Raw genomic sequence first — 20,033 nt, 5'->3', positions numbered from 1 at the left:
TTGAGCCATCACGCTAACCCTGAATGTATACGATTATTTGTATGTTAGGTTACATTTTATGAACTCTTCACGCCGAACCTCAACAGCGCACTTCTGAAAAGCCTTACAGGGAGATAATTTGAGCAGTTCATCTTAAGTGCTCTATCTTGAGGCATAAACTATTCGATAGATGTGGAATATTTCAGCTTCAGCGCACGATGAAACATAGAGAATCAACTGAATCTAGCGCTGCAAGCTACATCCAATCCGCAGAGTTAGATTCAGTTGATTCTCTTCAATTACTTTTTGGGAGTGAAACAGGCGTGAATAAAGTTGCGCTACGTCGTAGTTTAAGCACGATCGGCGTATTGGGTCTGATCGGGGGGCTTTTACTAGCTTGTTCCTCTACACAGCAGACTAATCAGAGTGATTCAAAGCTGAAATCGGTAGCCGTTACAGTGGGAGATTTGAGCAATCCTTTCTTTGTGCTGATGGGTCGAGGAGCAGAAGAAGAAGCTAGAAAAATTGGAGGCGATACAGTTCGGACAACTGTGGTTTCAAGTGGATATGACTTGAATCAACAGTTCAATCAAATCGAAAACTTTATTGCTGCAAATACTAACTTGATTATTCTGAATGCGGGAGATAGTAAAGGTATTGCCCCTGCGGTTGAAAAAGCAAAACAAGCTGGCATTGCAGTGATTGCAGTGGATACAGGAGCAGATGGAGGAGTCGATGCAACGATTACCTCGAACAACTTGCAAGCGGGACAACTCAGTTGTCAGTACATTGCCGATCGCTTAAAAGGGAAAGGCAATGTTGTGATTATCAATGGCCCTCCTGTGCAATCCGTTTTTGATCGCGTTGAAGGCTGCGAGAAGGTTTTTGCAAAATATCCTGGCATCAAACTACTTTCAAAAGACCAAAATGCTGAAGGGAGCCGTGATGGTGGGTTGCGCGTCATGACGGACTTACTGACCTCGTTCCCGAAAATTGATGCAGTCTTTGCTATTAATGATCCGTGTGGAGTTGGTGCAGAATTAGCGTCCCGACAAGCCAAGCGCAATGAGTTCTTTATTGTGGGAGTCGATGGCGCACCAGAAGCAAAAAGCGCGATCGAAGATAAAAGCAGCTTGTTTGTAGCAACCGCCGCGCAAGATCCATTAGGCATGACTCAGAAAGCGGTGCAAGTCGGCAATGACATTCTAAACGGTAAAAAACCTGCGGATCCCAACATTCAGATTCCCGTCAAGCTGATTACGCGAGACAACGTGAGCCAATACAAAGGGTGGCAGTAATGACAACCAATCCAGAAACGATGCCAGATCATGCTCCGACCGTAGCTCCAGTGCTAGAGATGCGGGGCATTACGAAACGCTTTAACGGTGTTCCAGCCCTACAAAACGTCAATCTTACGCTGTATCCAGGTGAAGTCCATGCTCTGATGGGCGAAAACGGAGCCGGAAAAAGCACACTCATGAAGATTCTTGCCGGAGCTTACATTGCTGATGAAGGCGAGATTTGGGTGAATGGTCAACGGCTCCATATTACTGATCCAGGAGTTGCGAAACGAGCTGGAATTAATCTGATCTATCAAGAGCTAAACGTTGCACCGAACTTGACCGTTGCCGAAAACATGTTCATGGGCAGTGAACTCAGTCATGGGCAACTGCTAGATCGAGAAGGCATGTTGCGAGAAGCTACAAAAGTCCTCCAAGATCTAGGGGCAAGTTTTGCACCAGATGATCTGGTCTCAAGTCTGTCGATCGCAGAACAGCAGCAAGTCGAAATTGCTCGTGCGCTCAAAGACAAGAGCCGCATTCTCGTGATGGATGAGCCAACGGCTGCACTCTCTGAGCGAGAAACAGAGCGCCTATTCGAGGTGATTCACAAACTGAGACAGGATGGAATTGCAATCGTCTATATTAGTCACCGCATGGAAGAAGTCTATGCGTTGGCAAATCGAGTCAGTGTCCTGCGAGATGGTCAGTACATTGGCAGTTTAGAGCGGTCTGAAATTTCGCCAGAACGACTGGTGCAAATGATGGTCGGGCGATCGATGGAAGGCTTCTACGAACACCACCCACAAACGACTCCAGGCAACGTGGTGCTAGAAGTCAGACAAATTAGTGACGGTCATAAAGTTCAACCGACTGATTTAGTGCTTCGAGCCGGAGAGATTGTCGGATTAGCCGGATTAGTTGGAGCAGGACGAACCGAACTATCGCGCTTGATTTTTGGGGCAGATCCGAAGACCAGTGGAGAAGTATTTCTCAATGGGAAAAAGCTAGATATTCATACGCCTGGAGATGCGATCGCGGCAGGTATCGGCTATGTTCCAGAAGACCGTAAAGATCAAGGTTTATTCCTAGAAATGAGTTCCGGTCAGAACATTACGCTGAATATGCTCAAGCAAGATGCGAAAGCTGGCGTCATTAACTGGAAGACTCTAGGCGGAATTGCGAATGCTGCGGTCGAGAGCTTCAACATTCGATTAGCCAATCTAGAAATTCGCGCCATGGATCTGTCAGGTGGCAACCAACAGAAGCTTTTACTGGCGCGCTGGCTAGCGATCAAACCGCGCGTCCTCTTACTTGATGAACCGACTCGCGGCGTTGATATTGGTGCGAAAAGCGAAATCTATCGGATTATTAGCGATTTAGCACAACAAGGCGTTGCAGTCTTGATGGTATCGAGTGAACTGCCCGAAGTGATCGGACTGAGCGATCGCGTTCTAGTGATGCGCCAAGGACAAATTGTGGGTGAGCTTGGTGGCTCAACTCATCGAGAAATTACCCAAGAAAACATTATGCATTATGCTACTGGCGCATCGGAGGTCGCCGCACTATGAGTCAAACCGAACTACGACCTTTAAAAGAACCCAGCGATCGCCCCCCGAATCGGCGAAAATCCACGGGCAACTGGCTTCAGATTGCTGGAATTTTGCCAATCTTGGTCATCATCTGTATTCTCTTCTCGATTCTCACTCCGAACTTTCCTACCGCTGGAAACGTTGTCAATATCTTTCGTCAAGCATCTATCAACATTGTCTTAGCAACAGGACTCACCTTTGTCATTCTGACCGGAGGAATTGATCTGTCTGTTGGATCGATTTTAGGTGTGTCAGCGGTGGTTGGTGTATTAGTCTCATTGTCTGCGGTGAGCTGGCTTGCCATTCCAGCCGCTTTGTTGACTGGATTAGCCATCGGATTAATCAACGGTGCATTGATTGCGTTTCTAGATCTCCCGCCTTTTATCGTGACATTAGGCGGTTTGACTGCGCTACGAGGGACGGCTTATCTCGTTGCCAATGGCACTACGGTTTTGAATCGTAATCTCAACTTTGCCTGGGTTGGCAATAGTTATTTAGGGCCTTTTCCGTGGCTCGTTGTGATTGCACTGCTTACTGTTTTAGCGAGTTGGTTTGTCTTGCGTCGAACGGTGTTAGGGGTACAAATCTATGCGGTTGGGGGAAATCAGCGAGCAGCACGACTGACCGGGATTAAGGTAAATCGTGTTTTGCTGTTTGTTTATGGCGTCAGCGGATTGTTAGCTGGGCTGGCTGGCATTATGAGTTCTAGTCGGCTGTATAGTGCGACTGGTTTGCTCGGAAATGGATATGAGTTAGATGCGATCGCGGCTGTGATTTTAGGCGGGACAAGCTTTACAGGTGGGATTGGTACAATTCCAGGAACGCTGCTTGGTGCATTGATTATTGCAGTCCTGAACAATGGGCTAACGCTCCTCAATATGTCTTACTTCTGGCAGCTTGTTGTCAAAGGTTTAGTGATTATTGTAGCTGTCGTGATCGATCGATTGCGCCGTCGTTCTACACGATAATCTGAATTTAATTTCTCAATTTCGTAGGTGTGCAGACTTTTACTTAAGGTCTACCTAAAATTGTGAGCAATAAGTCTTGCCTAACCTGACTTGGATCAGCAACAGGTAATTTGCCTTCTCAGTTTCAGACTGAACTTAACCTTCTAAAACCTTTACTGCCATCTTAAGCTCCTGCAAATTCAGTCAGTGGCTCAAGATAGCAGTAAAGGTGTTTGAGCCGCTTTTACAACGATGTCGTCGTCTACGATGGACAAGGCAATTTCCAAATTTATGGCTATCCGACAACCGTTTTTCCACCGACTAATTTCCACACTGCGACTTGGGTTGCGGGTTGGATCTACATCATCGGTAACTTGGGATATCTGGGCGATCGCACTATCGGCGAAACCCCAGTCTATCGCCTGAACTGCTCCACGTTTGCGATCGAGAAAGTGACAACTTGTGGAGAAGCTCTAGGCTGGATTCATAAGCATCGTGCCGTGTTGAGCCATGGTCAAATTCACATTAGCGGTGGCAAAATTTGGGCAATCCAGCAGGACAAACCCACCCTCGTGGATCACACTGAAGCCTATTTTCTGGATTTAGAGCAGCCTTGCTGGCATCGCGTTGAAACATAACATTTTATAAAAGCATTTTTAGTGATCCGCACGCGAAAAGCTTTCATTTGACAAAGTATGAACGCTTTCTAGAAGTTCCAAGACACTTAAAGGCAGGCGTGATTCATTGAGATCTAATGTGAAAGTCGGCAGTAGCTATTCCATACGCAAAGAAGTCTGGTTGAAGACTTTCCGTATGTTTACAGGGTGCTGAGAAAATCCCTGAACAGCAACCAAAATGGTATCCTAGTAGAATTTCGTAACTGTAAAATTTTCAATAAGCTTATTGTTCTAATCTAAGAACCGGGAACTGTAGGGTTATCTCCTAATAGGAATATGATCCAATGAACCTGAACTATAGCTATCGCAAACCTCTGATTGGTCTTGTCAGCGCTGTTTCTGTTTTTGTGCTGAATATGCCATTTGCTCAAGCATCCGGCTGGACGTTTCAAGTCACCAATAGTGGCAGCACTCCTTTGCTCAAGGTGGAAGCATCCGAGGATGGCGAGACTTGGGGAGAATTTAAGGGCAGCTCGATCGACCCTGGTGAAACTGCAACCATGCAGTGGGCACCTGCTACAGATGACTCGAACTGCGTTTGGCAAGTCCGGGGAGTTTATGCAGATGGCCCCTCTGAAGCTGCTGAGTTCGACTTTTGCAGCGAACCCGATCTAGAATTCACGAATTAAGTTTCGCTAGAGCTATTGATTGCCGATTCTTTAAAATCTTAAGGTCAATCATCTCGCCTAGACTCGTCAGATTTGACGGGTCTTTTTTTGTTTCAGGGTCATTCTCTGAGAGTATGAACGCTTTGCGGAAGTTCTAATACACTTAAGGCAAGCGTGATTCATTCAAGACTTTGTTCTGATACAGAGAAAACTTGTATCGGTGCCGTTATTGAGGGTATTTGATATCAGTTTGCTCATGGATCTGAGGATTCTGTTTCGCGATCGCTACAGCGTAAAAAGTGAACTGTGATCGGTAACTAAGTCTATTTTCAATGGATTCTATTCATGGATGTCTAAAATGGAACAGTTTGCGATCGCAAATACAGATGGTCATCCCGTTCCTCACCGAGTTGTGATTGTGGGTGGTGGGTTTGGTGGCTTATATGCAGCTAAAGCCCTGGGACGTTCTAAACAGATCGAAATTACGTTAATCGACAAACGTAACTTTCATCTGTTTCAACCCTTGCTCTACCAAGTTGCAACCGGAAAGCTTTCTCCTGGAGATATTTCTTCACCTTTACGCTCAATCCTCAGCCACTATCGCAACGTCAAAGTGCTGATGGATGAAGCGATCGATGTTGTCCCTGAGCAACATCAAGTCATTCTAAACACTGGAGTTCTCCCCTACGACACCTTGGTTGTAGCAACTGGTGTAAGTCACGATTACTTTGGTCAGAATCAATGGGCAGAGATAGCACCCGGACTCAAAACTGTTGAAGATGCGATCAGAATACGACGACGAATTTTTCGGGCGTTTGAAGTTGCTGAAAAAGAAACTGATCCAGAAAAGCGTCGAGCTTGGTTGACGTTTGTGGTTGTGGGTGCTGGCCCCACGGGAGTAGAGCTAGCTGGTGCTTTAGGCGAATTAGCTCACTATGCGTTGAAACATGATTTTCGCAACATTGATACAAGAGAAACTCAGATTTTGTTATTAGAAGGACTCGATCGCGTTTTACCACCTTATCCTCCTGAGCTTTCAACTGCTGCTGCAAAATCTCTCGAAAATTTAGGCGTTACAGTACACACACAGTCTTTTGTGACAGGGATTACGGAGGATACAGTTACGGTTCGTCACGAAGAACAAACTGAAACCATTCAGACTAAAACGGTGCTTTGGGCAGCAGGCGTTCGCGCTTCAGGAATGGGAAAAGTGCTAGCTGAGCGGACAGATGCAACACTCGATCGCGTAGGACGAGTGATTGTCAATCCTGACTTAAGCGTGCCAGGACAACCAGACATTTTTGTTGTTGGAGATCTCGCTCATTACAAGCATCAAGGTGATCAACCACTGCCAGGAGTTGCTCCCGTTGCGATGCAGGAAGGCGCTTATATCGCTAAATTAATTCGATATCGTCTACAAGGACGAGAATTGCCATCCTTCCATTATTCAGATGTCGGAAGTTTAGCGGTGATTGGACAGAATGCAGCTGTGGTGAACTTGGGCTGGTTAAAGCTGTCTGGGTTCCTGGCTTGGCTGATTTGGGTGTTTGCTCATATTTATTACTTAATTGAGTTTGATAACAAGCTGGTGGTGATGATCCAGTGGGCCTGGAATTACTTCAGCCGTAAAGGAGGTTCTCGCCTGATTACACAGGAAGAAAACCCATTAAACCATTCAGAACTAGGAGGGAAGCTTGGCTGACTTAGTAATCGGTCTAGATCTAGGAACAGGCGGGGTGCGAGCGATCGCGGTTGATCTGCATGGACAACTCATGGCTCAGACCACAAAAAGTTATCCCCTGTTCACGCCACATCCGGGTTGGACAGAGCAAAATCCGGCAGATTGGGTAGAAGCTAGCCTGGAAGCTTTATCAGACATTGCTCAACAGCTTGGTGAAAATTGTGCGATCGCTCTCGGTTTATCGGGGCAAATGCACGGGATGGTTCCGCTCGATGCAGAAGGTCATGTGATCAGACCCGCGATTTTGTGGAATGACCAGCGTACTGGAAAAGCGGTAGAAGCGATCGAATCGACAATTTCTCGTCAAGAATTGATTCAACGAACTGGCAATCCTGCAATTACAGGGTTTCAGCTTCCAAAGCTCGTCTGGTTGCGAACAGAAGAGCCACAAGCCTATGCCCAAGTTCGGCAAATCTTGCTGCCTAAGGATTATTTGGGCTATGTCCTAACTGGAGTCGCGGTTACAGAACCCTCCGATGCTTCAGGAACAGGCTGTCTGAATCTCGCGAATCGACAGTGGGACAGCGATATTCTAAATGCGCTTAAGATGAATCCAGCCTGGTTTCCACCTGTCGTGGAGTCTACAGCGATCGCCGGGCGCTTGAAACCAGAGATCGCAGCACACGTGGGGCTACCAGCCGGATTACCCGTCATTGCTGGAGGGGGTGATAATGCCGCCGCCGCAATTGGGTTGGGAATTTCAGCTAGCAATCTGAATCGAGGCAGTCTGAGTATCGGTACGTCGGGCGTGATTTTTGCGCCTCTGGAGCATCCTATCCCTGATCCAGAAGGGCGAGTGCATTTGTTTTGTCACGCGGATGGCGGCTATCACTTGCTAGGTGTGACGCTCGCAGCAGGTGGCTCGTTGCGCTGGTATCGAGACACGATCGCTCCCCAAATTGCCTTCGCGGATCTGATGCAGTTGGCGGAACGTTCACAGCCGGGTGCTCGGGGTGTTTTATTTCTGCCTCACCTTGCGGGAGAACGCAGCCCTCACCTTGATCCAGAAACTCGGGGTGCCTGGGTCAATCTAGCTTTAGCCCATTCGCAAGCTGATCTCATCCGGGCTGTACTGGAAGGCGTTGCATTCAGTCTACGAGAAGCCTTGGATATAATTCACAACATCACTCCAATGAAGCAACTCTTGGCAACCGGAGGAGGAGCACGATCGAGTGTTTGGCTCAAGATTCTAGCAGATATTTTGCAGACAGAATTGATTGCACCTAAAGCTGAAGAAGGTGCTGCCTATGGAGCTGCAATTCTAGCGATGGTAGGAGTTGGGGTGTATTCCAATTTAGAAGCTGCATTTCAGATCCTTCCCCAAGCTGAAAACGTTGTACAACCACAGAAAAATCTAATTTATGAGTCTGCTTTTCAAAAATATCAGCAATTATATGAAGCTCTTAAAGCAGTGCGTTGAATCATTCACGACTATTCAATAGCCATTCACACGATATGATGCAGCAGTAATAAATCAGGCATTTGAAACAGTGATTGATAAACCAGGACTGCACCCCCGATCGCTGTAGAATCCTTTCCAAATCTAGAAATCTTGAGCCGAAAACGAGCAGCCTGATCAAAACCATAGCCGCTCCCATCCGGCAAGCAACCTTGCAACATTTCATCAAACTGATCTCGCACATAGGGGATTAATCCTGCGAGTTGTCCTCCAAAAACAATCTGTTCTGGATTCAAGACTCCGACTAATCCCCGAACTCCCCAACTCAGATATTTTCCCCACTCGTTCACGACAGCTTGAGCGATCGCGTCACCCCCTTCTAAACAGCACAGCAGAGTTTCGAGATTGATGATTTCTCCCGTGCGGCGGTAATAAGCGTGTAATAGACCTCGCTTGCTGCACAAAGCTTCAAAGGTTCCAGGACGCACATCGGCTGGAGTATCAGAATCGTGCGGGTCAATCATCAGTTCAGATACTTCACTAGCAGTGCCTCCCGCTCCACGGACTAGGCGATTGTTTAAGACCATGCCAGCGCCAATACCAACATTGAGAAATAAGTAAAGCAAACTATGACTGGGCATCGATCCACTCAAGTACATCTCAGCGAGAGCACCTGCATTAGCATCGTTTTCAATATAGAGCGGCACATCCAGATATAGATCCAAATAAGTTCGTAAGTCGATATTCTTCCAGCCTAGTCTGGGAGCACGAAGGACAATTCCTTGCCGATCTAAACTCCCTGGAATCGTGATACCAATTCCCCGCGATCGCGCTTTACTCTCTGGGTTTGCTTCCCAGACCTGTTGAATTAACTCAATTAACTGCTGAGCAATAATGTCTGGAGCCGTGTCGGTAATCGGGATTTCGACTCGTCGGGTCACTTGAGCTGCAAAATTCAGTTCGACAACTCGCAAGATTTCATCTTCGATCGCAACTCCAATAAAAAAAGCACCTTCTGGATTGAGTTCTAGCTCGATGCCAGGTCGCCCGCCTTCAGTTCCAGATGCCGTTGATTTTCCCTCACGTACCAGTCCAGCCTCAATTAATTCAGCCGTAATGAGAGTAACCGTTGAACGAGTCAAGCCAGTTCGATGGGCAATCTGAGCACGGGTCAGATGGGGCAAATACCGTAATAGGCTGAGAATTCGCGTAAAGTTAATTTGCTTCAGCAAGCTCGCATCCGTCGCCAGGGGTTTCTTACTGAGGTTTGCTTTCATAAGAAACTATCCAACTTCAGGTTTGTTGAGATGACAAACAATCATAAGGGTGTTTGTTCACGATTCAAACAATCTAAGGTGGGATTGTAGTGTTAAGGAGTCTTAATGATGCGAACGTTTCAACAGCAACGAAACTACGAACGGCTTGAACAACTTCCGCCACAACTTGATCAATTAACTGCCTCAAGCTTCCGCTGGATTTGGGAGGTTTTGTCGAATCTCTGGCAATTACCTTCTAGCGAACCCAAGGTTCGACAGAAAATGGATAGCTCTGGCACTCTATACTGGCAGGCTTATGATCCTCTGCATCATCTCACTATCCGCTTCGAGGATGAGCAAGCAGTCATGGAGTGGTTAGATAGACAAATCTATCGGCGCTCACGGGCAAATTTATGGAACATCGATGGATAGGCTACTAATTTCCAGCCTTGAGAGTGATTAAGAAGACTGTATAAGGCTTCAATTCACACAGTCGTTCTTGATCAATTCTGGGTTGATGTTCTACCGCACTTACACTTTGGCAAGAATTGCTTCAGCAACGGCTTTATCAGTGACGAGTCCTGTAATGAGCTTACCCCGCATCGCAGCTAGAATGGCTTCTGCCTTTTTTTCACTCCCTGCAACACCAATGACCAAACGCTGAGCGGGTTGCTGCAAAGGAACGCTGGCGACGCGACTATTGATACCTTCTTGTAGCAAAACTCCCTCGTAGTTATATGCCCAACCTGCAATCTCTCCAACTGCTCCTAGCTCAATCAATTTCGCAACTTCTTCATCGTTAATAAAGCCGTCCTGATGAAGTGGAGCATTCCAAACAATATGACCAATCCCAACAAATGTTACTTTCGCCTGCTCTGCTAAGGTTTTTACGGTGATAAACGATCGCTGTGTCTGTAATAGCTGCCGTTCTTCAACGCTGGTCGCAACAACCGGAGTCGGAACAGGATAGGCTTGAGAACCGACGCGATCGGCGAGATGCATAACAACTTCATAACGACCCGCACGCCCATAGTGGGACAGGTTGCCAATAATAGAGATAATTTTGTGTTGAGGTTGATCCATTGCTGGAATCTGTTCCACCATTGCACGCAATGTCCGCCCAGAAGAGAATGCCAGAATCGTTGGAGCTTTTGCGAGCAAGTAAGTTTCTAGATAACCAGCAGCACACACACCAATCCCGCTGAGGTCGTCATTTTTGCTCGTATCACTGGGGACTACTTCACACAAAGACAATTGGAATTTGTCCCGTAATGATTCAGCTAGCTCGATACACTCCTTTAACGGATGATCAAGGCGAAACTTGATCAGTTTTTCGCTAACCGCCAACGCAACTAGGCGTTGAGCAGCCTGGCGGGAGACATTGAGCTTACTGGCAACTTCTTCTTGAGTGTTGCCACCAATGTAATAGAGCCAAGCTGCATGAGCCGCAAGATCCAGTTTACGATCGCGTCGCTCAATAAAAGGTTCTCCCATATCTCACCATCCAGAAAAAAGCATCTACCCAAAGAGATTTTTGAGCCTATATCTAAAGCTAGAGCATTTGCTCAAATCTCTTTGTCAGGTTTATCACATTTCTCTCACAAAAATCTACTCAAATTCTGCGATCGCTATTGTCCCCCCGTAATGTCCAGGTTAAATCCTGTAATGTAACTCGCTTCATCACTCATGAGAAAAGAAACTCCGTTGGCAACCTCTTCTAAACTTCCTAAACGGCGCATTGGCACAGAGTTGATCATTTGTTGTTCTACAACTTTGGGATCGAGATCAAAATACTGAGAACCCACGGCTGCCTGCAATTCAGTTTGCCGTGTCCACATTACGCCCGGTCCAATGAGCGAAGGTGAGAGAGAATTCACTCGAATTCCGTAAGCTGCTAAATCTTTTGCAGCCGTTTGAGTCATGCCAATCACGGCAAACTTGGAAGCTGCATAAGCCAGCATGTTTGGAGGGCCATCCACTCCTGCATGGCTCGCCATATTGACGATAGCGCCACCCCCTGAATCCCGGAGATGTTGAGCCGCAGCTTTTAGCACATGAAAAACGCCAATGACATTGATATCTATGACCTTTTGAAAATCATCCGCTGGATACTCATCCGTTTTGGCAAAGACTCCTTGATAGCCAGCATTGTTAAAGATGTAGTCAATCTGTCCAACCTGCGCCATCGCACCCGAAAATGCATTTGCCACACTGTCTGCAAGCGTCACATCACACTGAAATGCACCAAGAGGGACATTGTACTCCTCTAATTCCTGCACCATTTCTGCCATTTTGGTTTCATTCAAATCCAGCAAAACTACTCCAGCACCATTGGCTGCAAAGCGTTGTGCCGTTGCTTTTCCAATATCTCCAGCACCACCTGTGATTAAGATCGTTTTTCCCTCAAACGAATAAGTTGCGTTTGCCGTCACGGTCTTATCTCCTTGTTAATCAAGAATTGTTTCAAATCCGAATGAACGATTTAGTTTTAGAACTGAGATCAGTATGATTTCTATTATTGAGCTTTTGCCCAAAAGTAGAGCATAAACTCAATATTACTTGCTCGATCTTTAATATAAGGAGCTAGCGATGCGTACACCTCGCTTCGCCAAGATCATCGTTGTGTTCCTGATTGGCATGATGTTGACGCAACTGTTACATGCTTGTTCTTCAGGTTCGCAAGCGGCAGAAAAAACAAGACTCACGATCGCCACCGTCAATAACGGCGATATGGTGATCATGCAAGAGCTTTCCAGCCAGTTTGAGAAAGCGAACCCCGACATTCAACTGAGATGGGTCGTGTTGGAAGAAAATGTATTGCGCCAGCGGGTCACGACTGATGTTGCCAGCCAAGGTGGGCAATTTGATGTTTTGACGATCGGATCTTATGAGACTCCGATCTGGGCAAGACGCGATTGGCTCAGACCACTAAATTTGCCTGCTAGCTATGATGTCAACGACCTGTTAAAACCGATTCGAGAAGGACTTTCTAATGACGGCAAACTCTATGCGGTGCCGTTCTATGGCGAAAGTTCGATGCTTTATTATCGCAAGGATTTATTTGAAAAAGCAGGAATTACGGTTCCTGAACAGCCCACCTATCCTCAAATTAAAGAGTGGGCAAGTAAAATCCATGATCCCAAAAATGGGGTTTATGGCGTGTGCTTACGGGGGAAACCGGGTTGGGGTGAAAATATGGGGTTCATTTCAACGCTCGTGAATACCTATGGAGGTCAATGGTTTGACACGAACTGGAATCCAACCATTAATACACCCGCTTGGAAAGAAGCAATCACCTACTATGTAGATCTCATGCGGAACTACGGTCCACCTGGAGCAAGCTCTAATGGATTCAATGAAAATTTAGCCTTGTTCTCAACAGGCAAGTGCGGAATGTGGGTTGATGCAACCGTTGCGGCGGGACTCCTCTCGAACCCGAAAGAATCTAAGGTGTATGACAAGCTAGGCTTTGCTCGTGCGCCGATCGAGAAATATCCCAATGGTTCAAATTGGCTCTGGGCTTGGGCTTTAGCAGTTCCTAAAACCTCGAAAGCACCAGAAGCAGCGGAACGGTTTATTGCTTGGGCAACCTCGAAAGAGTATATCCAGCTAGTTGCTGAACAAAATGGTTGGGTTGCCGTACCACCGGGTACTCGCACTTCCACCTATCAGAATCCTAACTATCAAAAAGCCGCTCCTTTTGCCTCGATCGTGCTGCGTTCTATCCAATCTGCTGATGTCACCCGACCTGCGGCTCAACCCACACCTTATAAAGGCATTCAGTATGTGGATATTCCAGAATTCCAAGCGATTGGATCATCGACTGGACAAACGATCGCGGCTGCACTGACTGGTAGTACCTCTGTTGATCAAGCATTGCAGCAATCTCAACGTACAACGGAGCGCTTCATGAGACATACAGGCTATATCCAGTAGGGACAGATTGAGCAGCAGTTTTCAAGGTTACTCAATCGCTTGAGATCTGTTCCTACTTTCTGACCAATGCGGTTCAAAGACCATTCAATTTGCGATCGTTAAAACTATGTCTTCAATTGTTGTAGAACGTCACCCCGAAACACCGCCACCCAGACGACGAACTCGTCGTCAGGCATCAACCTTACCGCTTGTTGCGCCTTCCGTCATTGCGCTGCTGCTATGGATGATTGTGCCGCTGGTGATGACCATCTGGTTTTCTTTTCAGCGGTATAACCTGTTGAATCCAGATGCACAAAAGTTCATTGGGATTGAGAATTTCACCTTTATCCTCGGTGATTCAGGTTTTTGGATTTCGCTTGGGACTACGATCGTGCTAGTTGCTGCCGTTTTGGCAATTACGATCGGACTTGGGACATTACTCGCCATCTTGTTTGATCAAGACTTTCCCGGACAGGGAATTGCGCGGGTGCTAGCGATTTCTCCTTTCTTTGTCATGCCTACAGTTAGTGCATTGATTTGGAAGAATATGCTGATGCATCCGGTCAATGGGTTGTTTGCTCAAATTACACGAGGCTTAGGATTAGGCGCGATCGATTGGTTTGCCAATTTCCCATTACTAGCAATCATCATCATTGTGTCATGGGAGTGGCTTCCTTTTGCGTTGCTGATCTTATTGACCGCAATTCAGTCGCTTGATCATGAGCAGTTAGAAGCTGCTCGGATGGATGGCGCAAATGCGATCGCGCTATTCCGATTCGTGATGCTGCCGCACCTCAGCCGTGCGATCGCCGTTGTCGCAATGATTGAAACAATTTTCTTCCTCACCATCTTTGCGGAAATCTTCGTAACGACGGGTGGTGGGCCTGGTTTAGCAACAACAAACCTAGCCTATTACATCTTCCTGAAAGCGCTACTAGAATTTGATGTCGGTGGTGCTTCAGCCGGTGGTTTGATTGCCGTAATTTTGGCAAATATCGTAGCAATCTTCTTGTTGCGGAGTGTTGCTCGTAATTTGGATACCTAATTGGGGCACTTAAAATGGCACGTAAAAATTCTCGTACATGGCTGTGGGCAGTGCTGGGCTGGTTAACTGCTTTACTCCTGTTCTTCCCAATCTTCTGGATGTTTATTACCAGTTTCAAAACTGAAGTTGCTGCGGTTGCGACTCCACCTCAGTTGTTCTTCCAGCCAACCGTGGAAAATTATGTGACTATCCAGGATCGGGCAAGTTACTTCAATTATGCGTTTAACAGCGTAGCCGTTTCCCTCGGCTCAACGATTCTTGCACTACTGCTTGCTATTCCTGCTGCCTATGCGATGGCATTCTTCCCCACCAAACGCACCAAGGGAACCTTGACCTGGATGTTGTCCACCAAAATGCTACCGTCTGTTGGCGTTTTGGTTCCCATCTACATCCTGTGTCGGAATGCGGGGCTGCTAGATACTCGTCTCGCTTTGATTATCATTTACACGCTGACCAATTTACCGATCGTCGTTTGGATGATCTATAGCTTCTTCAAAGATGTCCCCAAAGAAATTCTAGAAGCCGATCGAATGGATGGTGCTAGTACTCAACAAGAACTTCGCCACGTGTTACTGCCATTAGCACTGCCGGGAATTGCTTCTACTGCGCTACTATCTATCATTCTGTCGTGGAACGAAGCCTTCTGGAGCTTGAATCTCACCACGTCTGATGCAGCTCCACTCACTGCGTTTATTGCTTCATTCTCCAGTCCGCAGGGATTGTTCTGGGCAAAGCTTTCTGCTGCATCAACGTTAGCGATCGCACCCATTCTCATCTTTGGTTGGTTAAGCCAACGACAATTAGTTCGAGGTCTGACCTTTGGCGCCGTGAAATAGCATCTGCTTGTTTTTAATCATCGATAGGAGCAGTTCATGTCTACAGTTACTTTAAGAAATATCCATAAACGGTACACTGACGTTGAAATCATCAAAGGCATTGATCTGGATATTAACGATCGTGAGTTTGTGGTGTTTGTGGGTCCATCGGGCTGTGGGAAATCAACATTACTTCGCATGATTGCTGGACTTGAGGACATTTCCTCGGGGGATCTGTTGATTGATGGAGAACGGGTGAATGATGTGCCGCCCGACAAACGGGGATTAGCCATGGTGTTCCAAACCTATGCGCTCTATCCTCACATGACTGTGGCAGAAAATATGGCATTCAGTCTACGGCTTTCTGGTATGCCAAAAGCGCGACGAATGGAACGGGCGCGAGATGTGGCTCGTATCCTCCAGTTAGAACCCCTCTTAAACCGGAAACCGAAAGAGCTATCGGGGGGGCAACGTCAGCGGGTCGCGATCGGTCGGGCACTCGTTCGGAATCCCAAGGTATTTTTGTTTGATGAACCTTTGTCAAACTTAGATGCAGCTTTGCGAGTACAGATGCGGCTAGAACTTGCAAGCCTACACGATAGCCTGCAATCCACGATGATTTATGTCACGCACGATCAGGTCGAAGCAATGACACTTGCCGATAAGATTGTGGTCTTGCAGGGCGGGATTGTGGAACAAGTAGGATCACCGCTGGAACTCTACCATCATCCTCGAAATCTATTCGTGGCTGGATTCATCGGTTCACCGAAAATGAACTTTCTCCCCGTCACGGTATCCGCCGTCAATGACTCCGGGACAACAGTTCAACTTCCGGGTGGTGCTCGCGTGACCATTCCCGTTAGACCTGGAAGCCTCTCTACTGGAGATGGCGCAACCTTAGGAATTCGACCAGAACACTTAAGACTGGATCACAATGATCCAACTCTGACAGGTGAAGTGCTTGTCGTAGAACAACTAGGTGGAGAAACATTTCTCTACGTCAGAATTGCGGGGGGTGACACATTGGTTGTGCAAACCGATGGTGACAATCCTAGCCGGATGCACGATCGCGCATTTATTCATGTAGATGGCGATCTTTGCCATCTGTTTAATCAAAACGGTGAATCTGTTCCCAAAGCTCGTCGTCACCACTTAACAATGGATGAATCCCATGAACCCCAATATCAAAACCGAATCAGCCATCAAGCTGAATGAAGCCTCTCTTGCTCGTTTAGCGAGTGATGTTCGCATTCCTCAATACGATCGCCATCAAATCAAGAATGGAATTATCCACATTGGGGTAGGCGGATTTCATCGTGCCCATCAAGCCCTTTATCTTGACGATTACCTTCACCAGCATCCCAACAGCGATTGGGGCATTTGCGGAGTTGGCTTGCTGGAATTCGATCAGCGGATGCGAGATGCATTGAAGTCACAAGATTGCTTATACACCTTAGTAGAGCGATCGCCCGAAAGCGATAATGCTAGAGTCATTGGTTCGATTACACAGTACCTATTCGCGCCAGAAAATCGGCAAGCTGTAATTGATACCTTAGCCCATCCCCAATGTCGCATTGTGACACTCACGATTACAGAAGGAGGCTACTACTACATTGAGGGCAGCGGTGAATTTGATGTCAATCACCCAACAATTCAGCATGATTTACAACATCCAGATCAACCGATCGGGGTCTATGGCTTTTTGACAGCTGCATTAGATCAACGTCGTCAACAGGGAGTAGCACCCTTTACTGTCCTGTCTTGCGATAACTTGCAGGGGAACGGCAATATTGTTAAAAAAATGCTAACAGCTTTTGCAGAACTGCACGATCCAGAGTTGGGGCGTTGGATTGCTGACCATGTTGCTTTTCCAAACTGTATGGTCGATCGCATTACTCCCGCGACCACTGCAGCGGATATTGAAATGGTTCGGAATCAGTTTGGCATTGAAGATGCTTTTCCAGTCGTTGCTGAACCTTTTCTTCAGTGGGTCATCGAAGATAACTTCTGTGCAGGTAGACCGGAACTCGAAGCAGTGGGCGTTCAATTTACAAATGATGTTCATCCTTACGAGATGATGAAGATTCGCCTGCTCAATGCTAGCCATCTGCTGATCGGCTATCTCGGCACATTGATGGGCTATTCCTATGTTCATGAAGCAATGGCTGATCAGTTAATTCGACAAGCCGTTGAACAGTTGATGGAGGAAGTAACTTCTACGCTTCAGCCTGTTCCTGGAATTGACTTGGACACCTATAAAAAGACATTGATTGAGCGGTTTGCGAATCCCAAAATCCGAGATCAGCTTCCACGCTTGTGTTTCAATAGTTCAGCTAAGCTACCTAAGTGGGTGCTCAGTCCACTGCGGGAGAAACTACAGCAAGGTGAATCCATTGACTATCTGAGTTTGATGATCGCTTCTTGGTTCCGCTACTTAAATGGACTGGATGACCAGAAGAAGCCGATTTCAATTGATGATCCAATGGCAGATGCTCTCACTCAATGTGCCCAAGCAGGCGGTTCCGATCCCAGTAGTCTCTTCGGGCTTTCTGAACTTTTTGGCGATCTCCCGCAGTCCTCGCGTTTCGTTGAGGCAGTGACGCATCATCTCCGCAATCTATATGATCTCGGAGCAAAAGAGACCTTAATCGGGCTGCTTCAGGTTCATCAATGAAGAGATTGAAGTTACTCGCTCGTGAAGCGTTCCCGTCATCATAAGGTGCTTAGTGTTGGGCAAAATCCATTCTGAGGAACATTCTCAAAATTTATCTGATTTGTCGAGCGTGACTATCTTCGCCTGCTCTCTAAAAACAATTATGAGGTTTTTATTGAGACTGGGAGATCTTTGAGAGTCTTCGCATCCGTATTCGCAAATCGGAGTTGCTTTGGGATGGCTGTCAATCGCTCAAAACTAGCATTGTGTTTCAAGATTTGTAGCCTCAGCAATCAAGAGTGCTTGCAAACAAACGCTGGCTCTGGGGACACTGGCGTTAACTTTGGCTTGGCAGGTTGGGCAGGTCTGAGAAGAAGTATGATTTATTACCTATTACTATCCCGGATTTCATCTCATGGTGACAATTCCTGAGCAAGCGACATTAGATAGCCTCGAAAAGCGATCGGGCGACATTGTGCAATTGGCACGACAGCATGACTCCGATAGTCAAGCTACTCTATCTGCCAAGCGTCGCTTCTTTCTAGTCGAACTCGATGTCGCAGGGCTTTCCCCAGATAGCATCACGCCTGAACAAATTGCAGCTATCCAAGCCCAAGGCTATCCCAATCTCGTCATACTGCTTCAGGCGTTTTACCAGATTCGTGAATATTCTAGTTCGCCTGAGCGTTTGCAATGGAACCCAGATACCCAACCGGGTCGAACCAATGTCCCGATTTGTATGGATTGGTTCATTGCATCGATCGTGCCTGAAGAATTGAATCAGTTCGATTTCCTCAGTCGGTGTGAGCGAATTTGGACTGACTCGGCTCCTGCGGGCGAGGGAATGCTGTTTACGCGCATTTTTAATTATCAAGTCAAATTTGTTACAGGTTATGAGGATGGTCTGCGGTTAGTTCTTTGTCGGGTTGAAGTGGGAGCGCGATCGCATCCACCGCAAGTCTCTCGTCGCCCAACGTTCGCTGTGAAACCCTTTGATCTCACCCGACGAATGGATGCCTATGATGACAGTCCTGATGGTGAGGATTGGAATTGTCCTGTCAAAGTGCCGATGGGAATTTCGCGGTGGGATTTTACGCTAGCTGAAATCGATCGCCAAGATTTCAAGCAACTCAGGGAGCAATTGGGAGACGCAAATTTTCAGACGATCGTAGAAACGCAAGGGTATGTCCATCCTCAAAATGAACTTTCTACGTATCGGGGCGAAGACGATTTGCCTTTGCGCTACTATATTCGCGAAACGGATCAAGCCAAGGTCAAGGATTTAATTCTGGTCAGTTTCGGCGAATTTCAACCCTGCCGATGGGTGGCACATATTGAAGGAATTTGGCAAATCATCGAAGAGGACGAGCCGACACCTGAAAGCAAGCCTGTAGAAGCTGCTTCAATTCCTGAACTTGCGCAATTGGGGTAATTGTTGCCATTCGGATTTCATTTTGGATTGGCGGGTTATTGATCCTGAGTGCGATCGCTTGGGTTCTATGTCAAGGTTACGTTCAGCATAGAAGATGAAAAAAGTCTTTGGAATTCGAGATCGCGGTGATTGTTTGCAATTTTTACTCTAGCTATATTTGAACTAGCTACAGTTCGTGACTCGCAATTCCAGATGCATTTTAGCGATTTCAGGAAATGTACTGAATTAAAGCAGAATACATTGCACGCTAAGCCTTATGATTCCCGTGTTTTGCTCATCCGAATTCAGAGCAAAGCTTTGCCATAGTCAAGCAAGAAGAGTAGTGAAACACAGACCTATTACTCTGTCTGTTCCAATCTCTTCTGATTCAAAATTCTTGCTAAAACCATGAAAAAAACGTTCATTCTTGCAGCACTTGCGCTCATGCCAACTGTTGCCTTTGCGATGCCGTCAGTGGCTACTGTTTACATCAAGTACTCCAATCAAGACTCCCAAAAGCATGTGATGAAAGTTCGCATGGATGGCTCAAACAAAGAAGTCACATTTGAAGCAAGAACAACGGGGGCAGCCACGATTCAAGGCAGCGGTCGAGAAGCAACGATTGAAACTGCTTGTGGCAAAGTCGAAATCAAAGACGATTCTAAGATTGAAATCAAGAACGGCTGTATCAAAATTCAGTAATTTTCTGAGATAA

18 protein-coding genes are annotated in these 20,033 nt (G+C 46.7%); 15 read left to right on the top strand and 3 right to left on the bottom strand.

What is annotated here, in order from left to right:
- Positions 1-197: 197 nt before the first annotated feature.
- The 7 genes from LEPBO_RS0109305 to xylB all read left to right on the top strand — a co-directional run bounded on the left by LEPBO_RS0109305 (position 198) and on the right by xylB (position 8,244).
- Positions 198-1,277, top strand: a complete 1,080-nt coding sequence (locus LEPBO_RS0109305; RefSeq protein ID WP_017287285.1) for an ABC transporter substrate-binding protein — start codon at positions 198-200, stop codon at positions 1,275-1,277.
- Positions 1,277-2,830, top strand: coding sequence for a sugar ABC transporter ATP-binding protein (locus LEPBO_RS0109300; RefSeq protein WP_017287284.1), 1,554 nt, complete (start codon positions 1,277-1,279; stop codon positions 2,828-2,830). The genes LEPBO_RS0109305 and LEPBO_RS0109300 overlap by 1 nt, the downstream gene beginning before the upstream one ends.
- Positions 2,827-3,819, top strand: a complete 993-nt coding sequence (locus tag LEPBO_RS0109295) for an ABC transporter permease subunit (RefSeq protein WP_017287283.1) — start codon at positions 2,827-2,829, stop codon at positions 3,817-3,819. Before LEPBO_RS0109300 ends, LEPBO_RS0109295 begins: the two co-directional genes overlap by 4 nt.
- 212 nt (positions 3,820-4,031) lie before the next feature.
- Positions 4,032-4,436 (top strand): hypothetical protein, encoded by a 405-nt coding sequence (locus LEPBO_RS0109290; protein ID WP_017287282.1) that lies wholly within the window; start codon positions 4,032-4,034, stop codon positions 4,434-4,436.
- Between the two features lie 323 nt (positions 4,437-4,759).
- Entirely contained in the window at positions 4,760-5,104 is a 345-nt protein-coding gene (locus LEPBO_RS0109285; protein ID WP_017287281.1) for a hypothetical protein, read from the top strand.
- 328 nt (positions 5,105-5,432) lie between these two features.
- The gene (locus LEPBO_RS0109280; RefSeq protein ID WP_225885706.1) at positions 5,433-6,785 is read left to right on the top strand and encodes an NAD(P)/FAD-dependent oxidoreductase; all 1,353 of its coding nucleotides are present in this window, start codon (positions 5,433-5,435) and stop codon (positions 6,783-6,785) included.
- Entirely contained in the window at positions 6,778-8,244 is a 1,467-nt protein-coding gene (gene xylB / locus LEPBO_RS0109275) for a xylulokinase (protein ID WP_017287279.1), read from the top strand. The genes LEPBO_RS0109280 and xylB overlap by 8 nt, the downstream gene beginning before the upstream one ends.
- 26 nt (positions 8,245-8,270) lie before the next feature.
- Here the strand turns inward: xylB and LEPBO_RS0109270 are convergent, their stop codons facing one another.
- Positions 8,271-9,500 (bottom strand): ROK family transcriptional regulator, encoded by a 1,230-nt coding sequence (locus tag LEPBO_RS0109270; RefSeq protein ID WP_017287278.1) that lies wholly within the window; start codon positions 9,498-9,500, stop codon positions 8,271-8,273.
- Between the two features lie 105 nt (positions 9,501-9,605).
- Here LEPBO_RS0109270 and LEPBO_RS0109265 point away from each other — a divergent pair, with 105 nt between their 5' ends.
- A complete protein-coding gene (locus LEPBO_RS0109265; protein ID WP_017287277.1) occupies positions 9,606-9,911 on the top strand; it encodes a hypothetical protein in 306 nt (101 codons plus the stop codon).
- A gap of 99 nt (positions 9,912-10,010) precedes the next feature.
- On the opposite strand, the gene LEPBO_RS0109260 is transcribed toward LEPBO_RS0109265, so the two are convergent.
- Both LEPBO_RS0109260 and LEPBO_RS0109255 read right to left on the bottom strand, forming a co-directional pair.
- Complete coding sequence (locus LEPBO_RS0109260; RefSeq protein WP_017287276.1) at positions 10,011-10,973, bottom strand: sugar-binding transcriptional regulator; 963 nt, start codon at positions 10,971-10,973, stop codon at positions 10,011-10,013.
- A gap of 134 nt (positions 10,974-11,107) precedes the next feature.
- Positions 11,108-11,911 (bottom strand): SDR family NAD(P)-dependent oxidoreductase, encoded by an 804-nt coding sequence (locus tag LEPBO_RS0109255; protein WP_017287275.1) that lies wholly within the window; start codon positions 11,909-11,911, stop codon positions 11,108-11,110.
- Positions 11,912-12,068: 157 nt separating this feature from the next.
- Between LEPBO_RS0109255 and LEPBO_RS0109250 the strand changes: the two genes are divergently transcribed.
- From LEPBO_RS0109250 to LEPBO_RS0109220, 7 genes are all read left to right on the top strand, one after another.
- Positions 12,069-13,415 (top strand): ABC transporter substrate-binding protein, encoded by a 1,347-nt coding sequence (locus tag LEPBO_RS0109250; RefSeq protein WP_017287274.1) that lies wholly within the window; start codon positions 12,069-12,071, stop codon positions 13,413-13,415.
- A gap of 106 nt (positions 13,416-13,521) precedes the next feature.
- Complete coding sequence (locus tag LEPBO_RS0109245; RefSeq protein ID WP_017287273.1) at positions 13,522-14,439, top strand: carbohydrate ABC transporter permease; 918 nt, start codon at positions 13,522-13,524, stop codon at positions 14,437-14,439.
- Between the two features lie 14 nt (positions 14,440-14,453).
- The gene (locus tag LEPBO_RS0109240; RefSeq protein ID WP_017287272.1) at positions 14,454-15,275 is read left to right on the top strand and encodes a carbohydrate ABC transporter permease; all 822 of its coding nucleotides are present in this window, start codon (positions 14,454-14,456) and stop codon (positions 15,273-15,275) included.
- Between the two features lie 36 nt (positions 15,276-15,311).
- Positions 15,312-16,469, top strand: a complete 1,158-nt coding sequence (locus tag LEPBO_RS0109235) for an ABC transporter ATP-binding protein (protein WP_017287271.1) — start codon at positions 15,312-15,314, stop codon at positions 16,467-16,469.
- Positions 16,426-17,928, top strand: a complete 1,503-nt coding sequence (locus tag LEPBO_RS0109230; RefSeq protein ID WP_017287270.1) for a mannitol dehydrogenase family protein — start codon at positions 16,426-16,428, stop codon at positions 17,926-17,928. Before LEPBO_RS0109235 ends, LEPBO_RS0109230 begins: the two co-directional genes overlap by 44 nt.
- 394 nt (positions 17,929-18,322) lie before the next feature.
- Positions 18,323-19,339 carry a hypothetical protein gene (locus LEPBO_RS0109225; RefSeq protein WP_017287269.1) on the top strand — a complete coding sequence of 339 codons (1,017 nt, stop codon included), beginning with the start codon at positions 18,323-18,325 and terminating at the stop codon, positions 19,337-19,339.
- Positions 19,340-19,726: 387 nt separating this feature from the next.
- The gene (locus LEPBO_RS0109220; protein WP_017287268.1) at positions 19,727-20,020 is read left to right on the top strand and encodes a hypothetical protein; all 294 of its coding nucleotides are present in this window, start codon (positions 19,727-19,729) and stop codon (positions 20,018-20,020) included.
- The last annotated feature ends 13 nt before the right edge of the window (positions 20,021-20,033 follow it).

The sequence above is a fragment of the Leptolyngbya boryana PCC 6306 genome (assembly GCF_000353285.1).
GTDB classification, from domain to species: domain Bacteria; phylum Cyanobacteriota; class Cyanobacteriia; order Leptolyngbyales; family Leptolyngbyaceae; genus Leptolyngbya; species Leptolyngbya boryana.
Note: the sequence above shows the minus strand (reverse complement) of the source record. Positions and strands in the feature narration are given on the sequence as shown.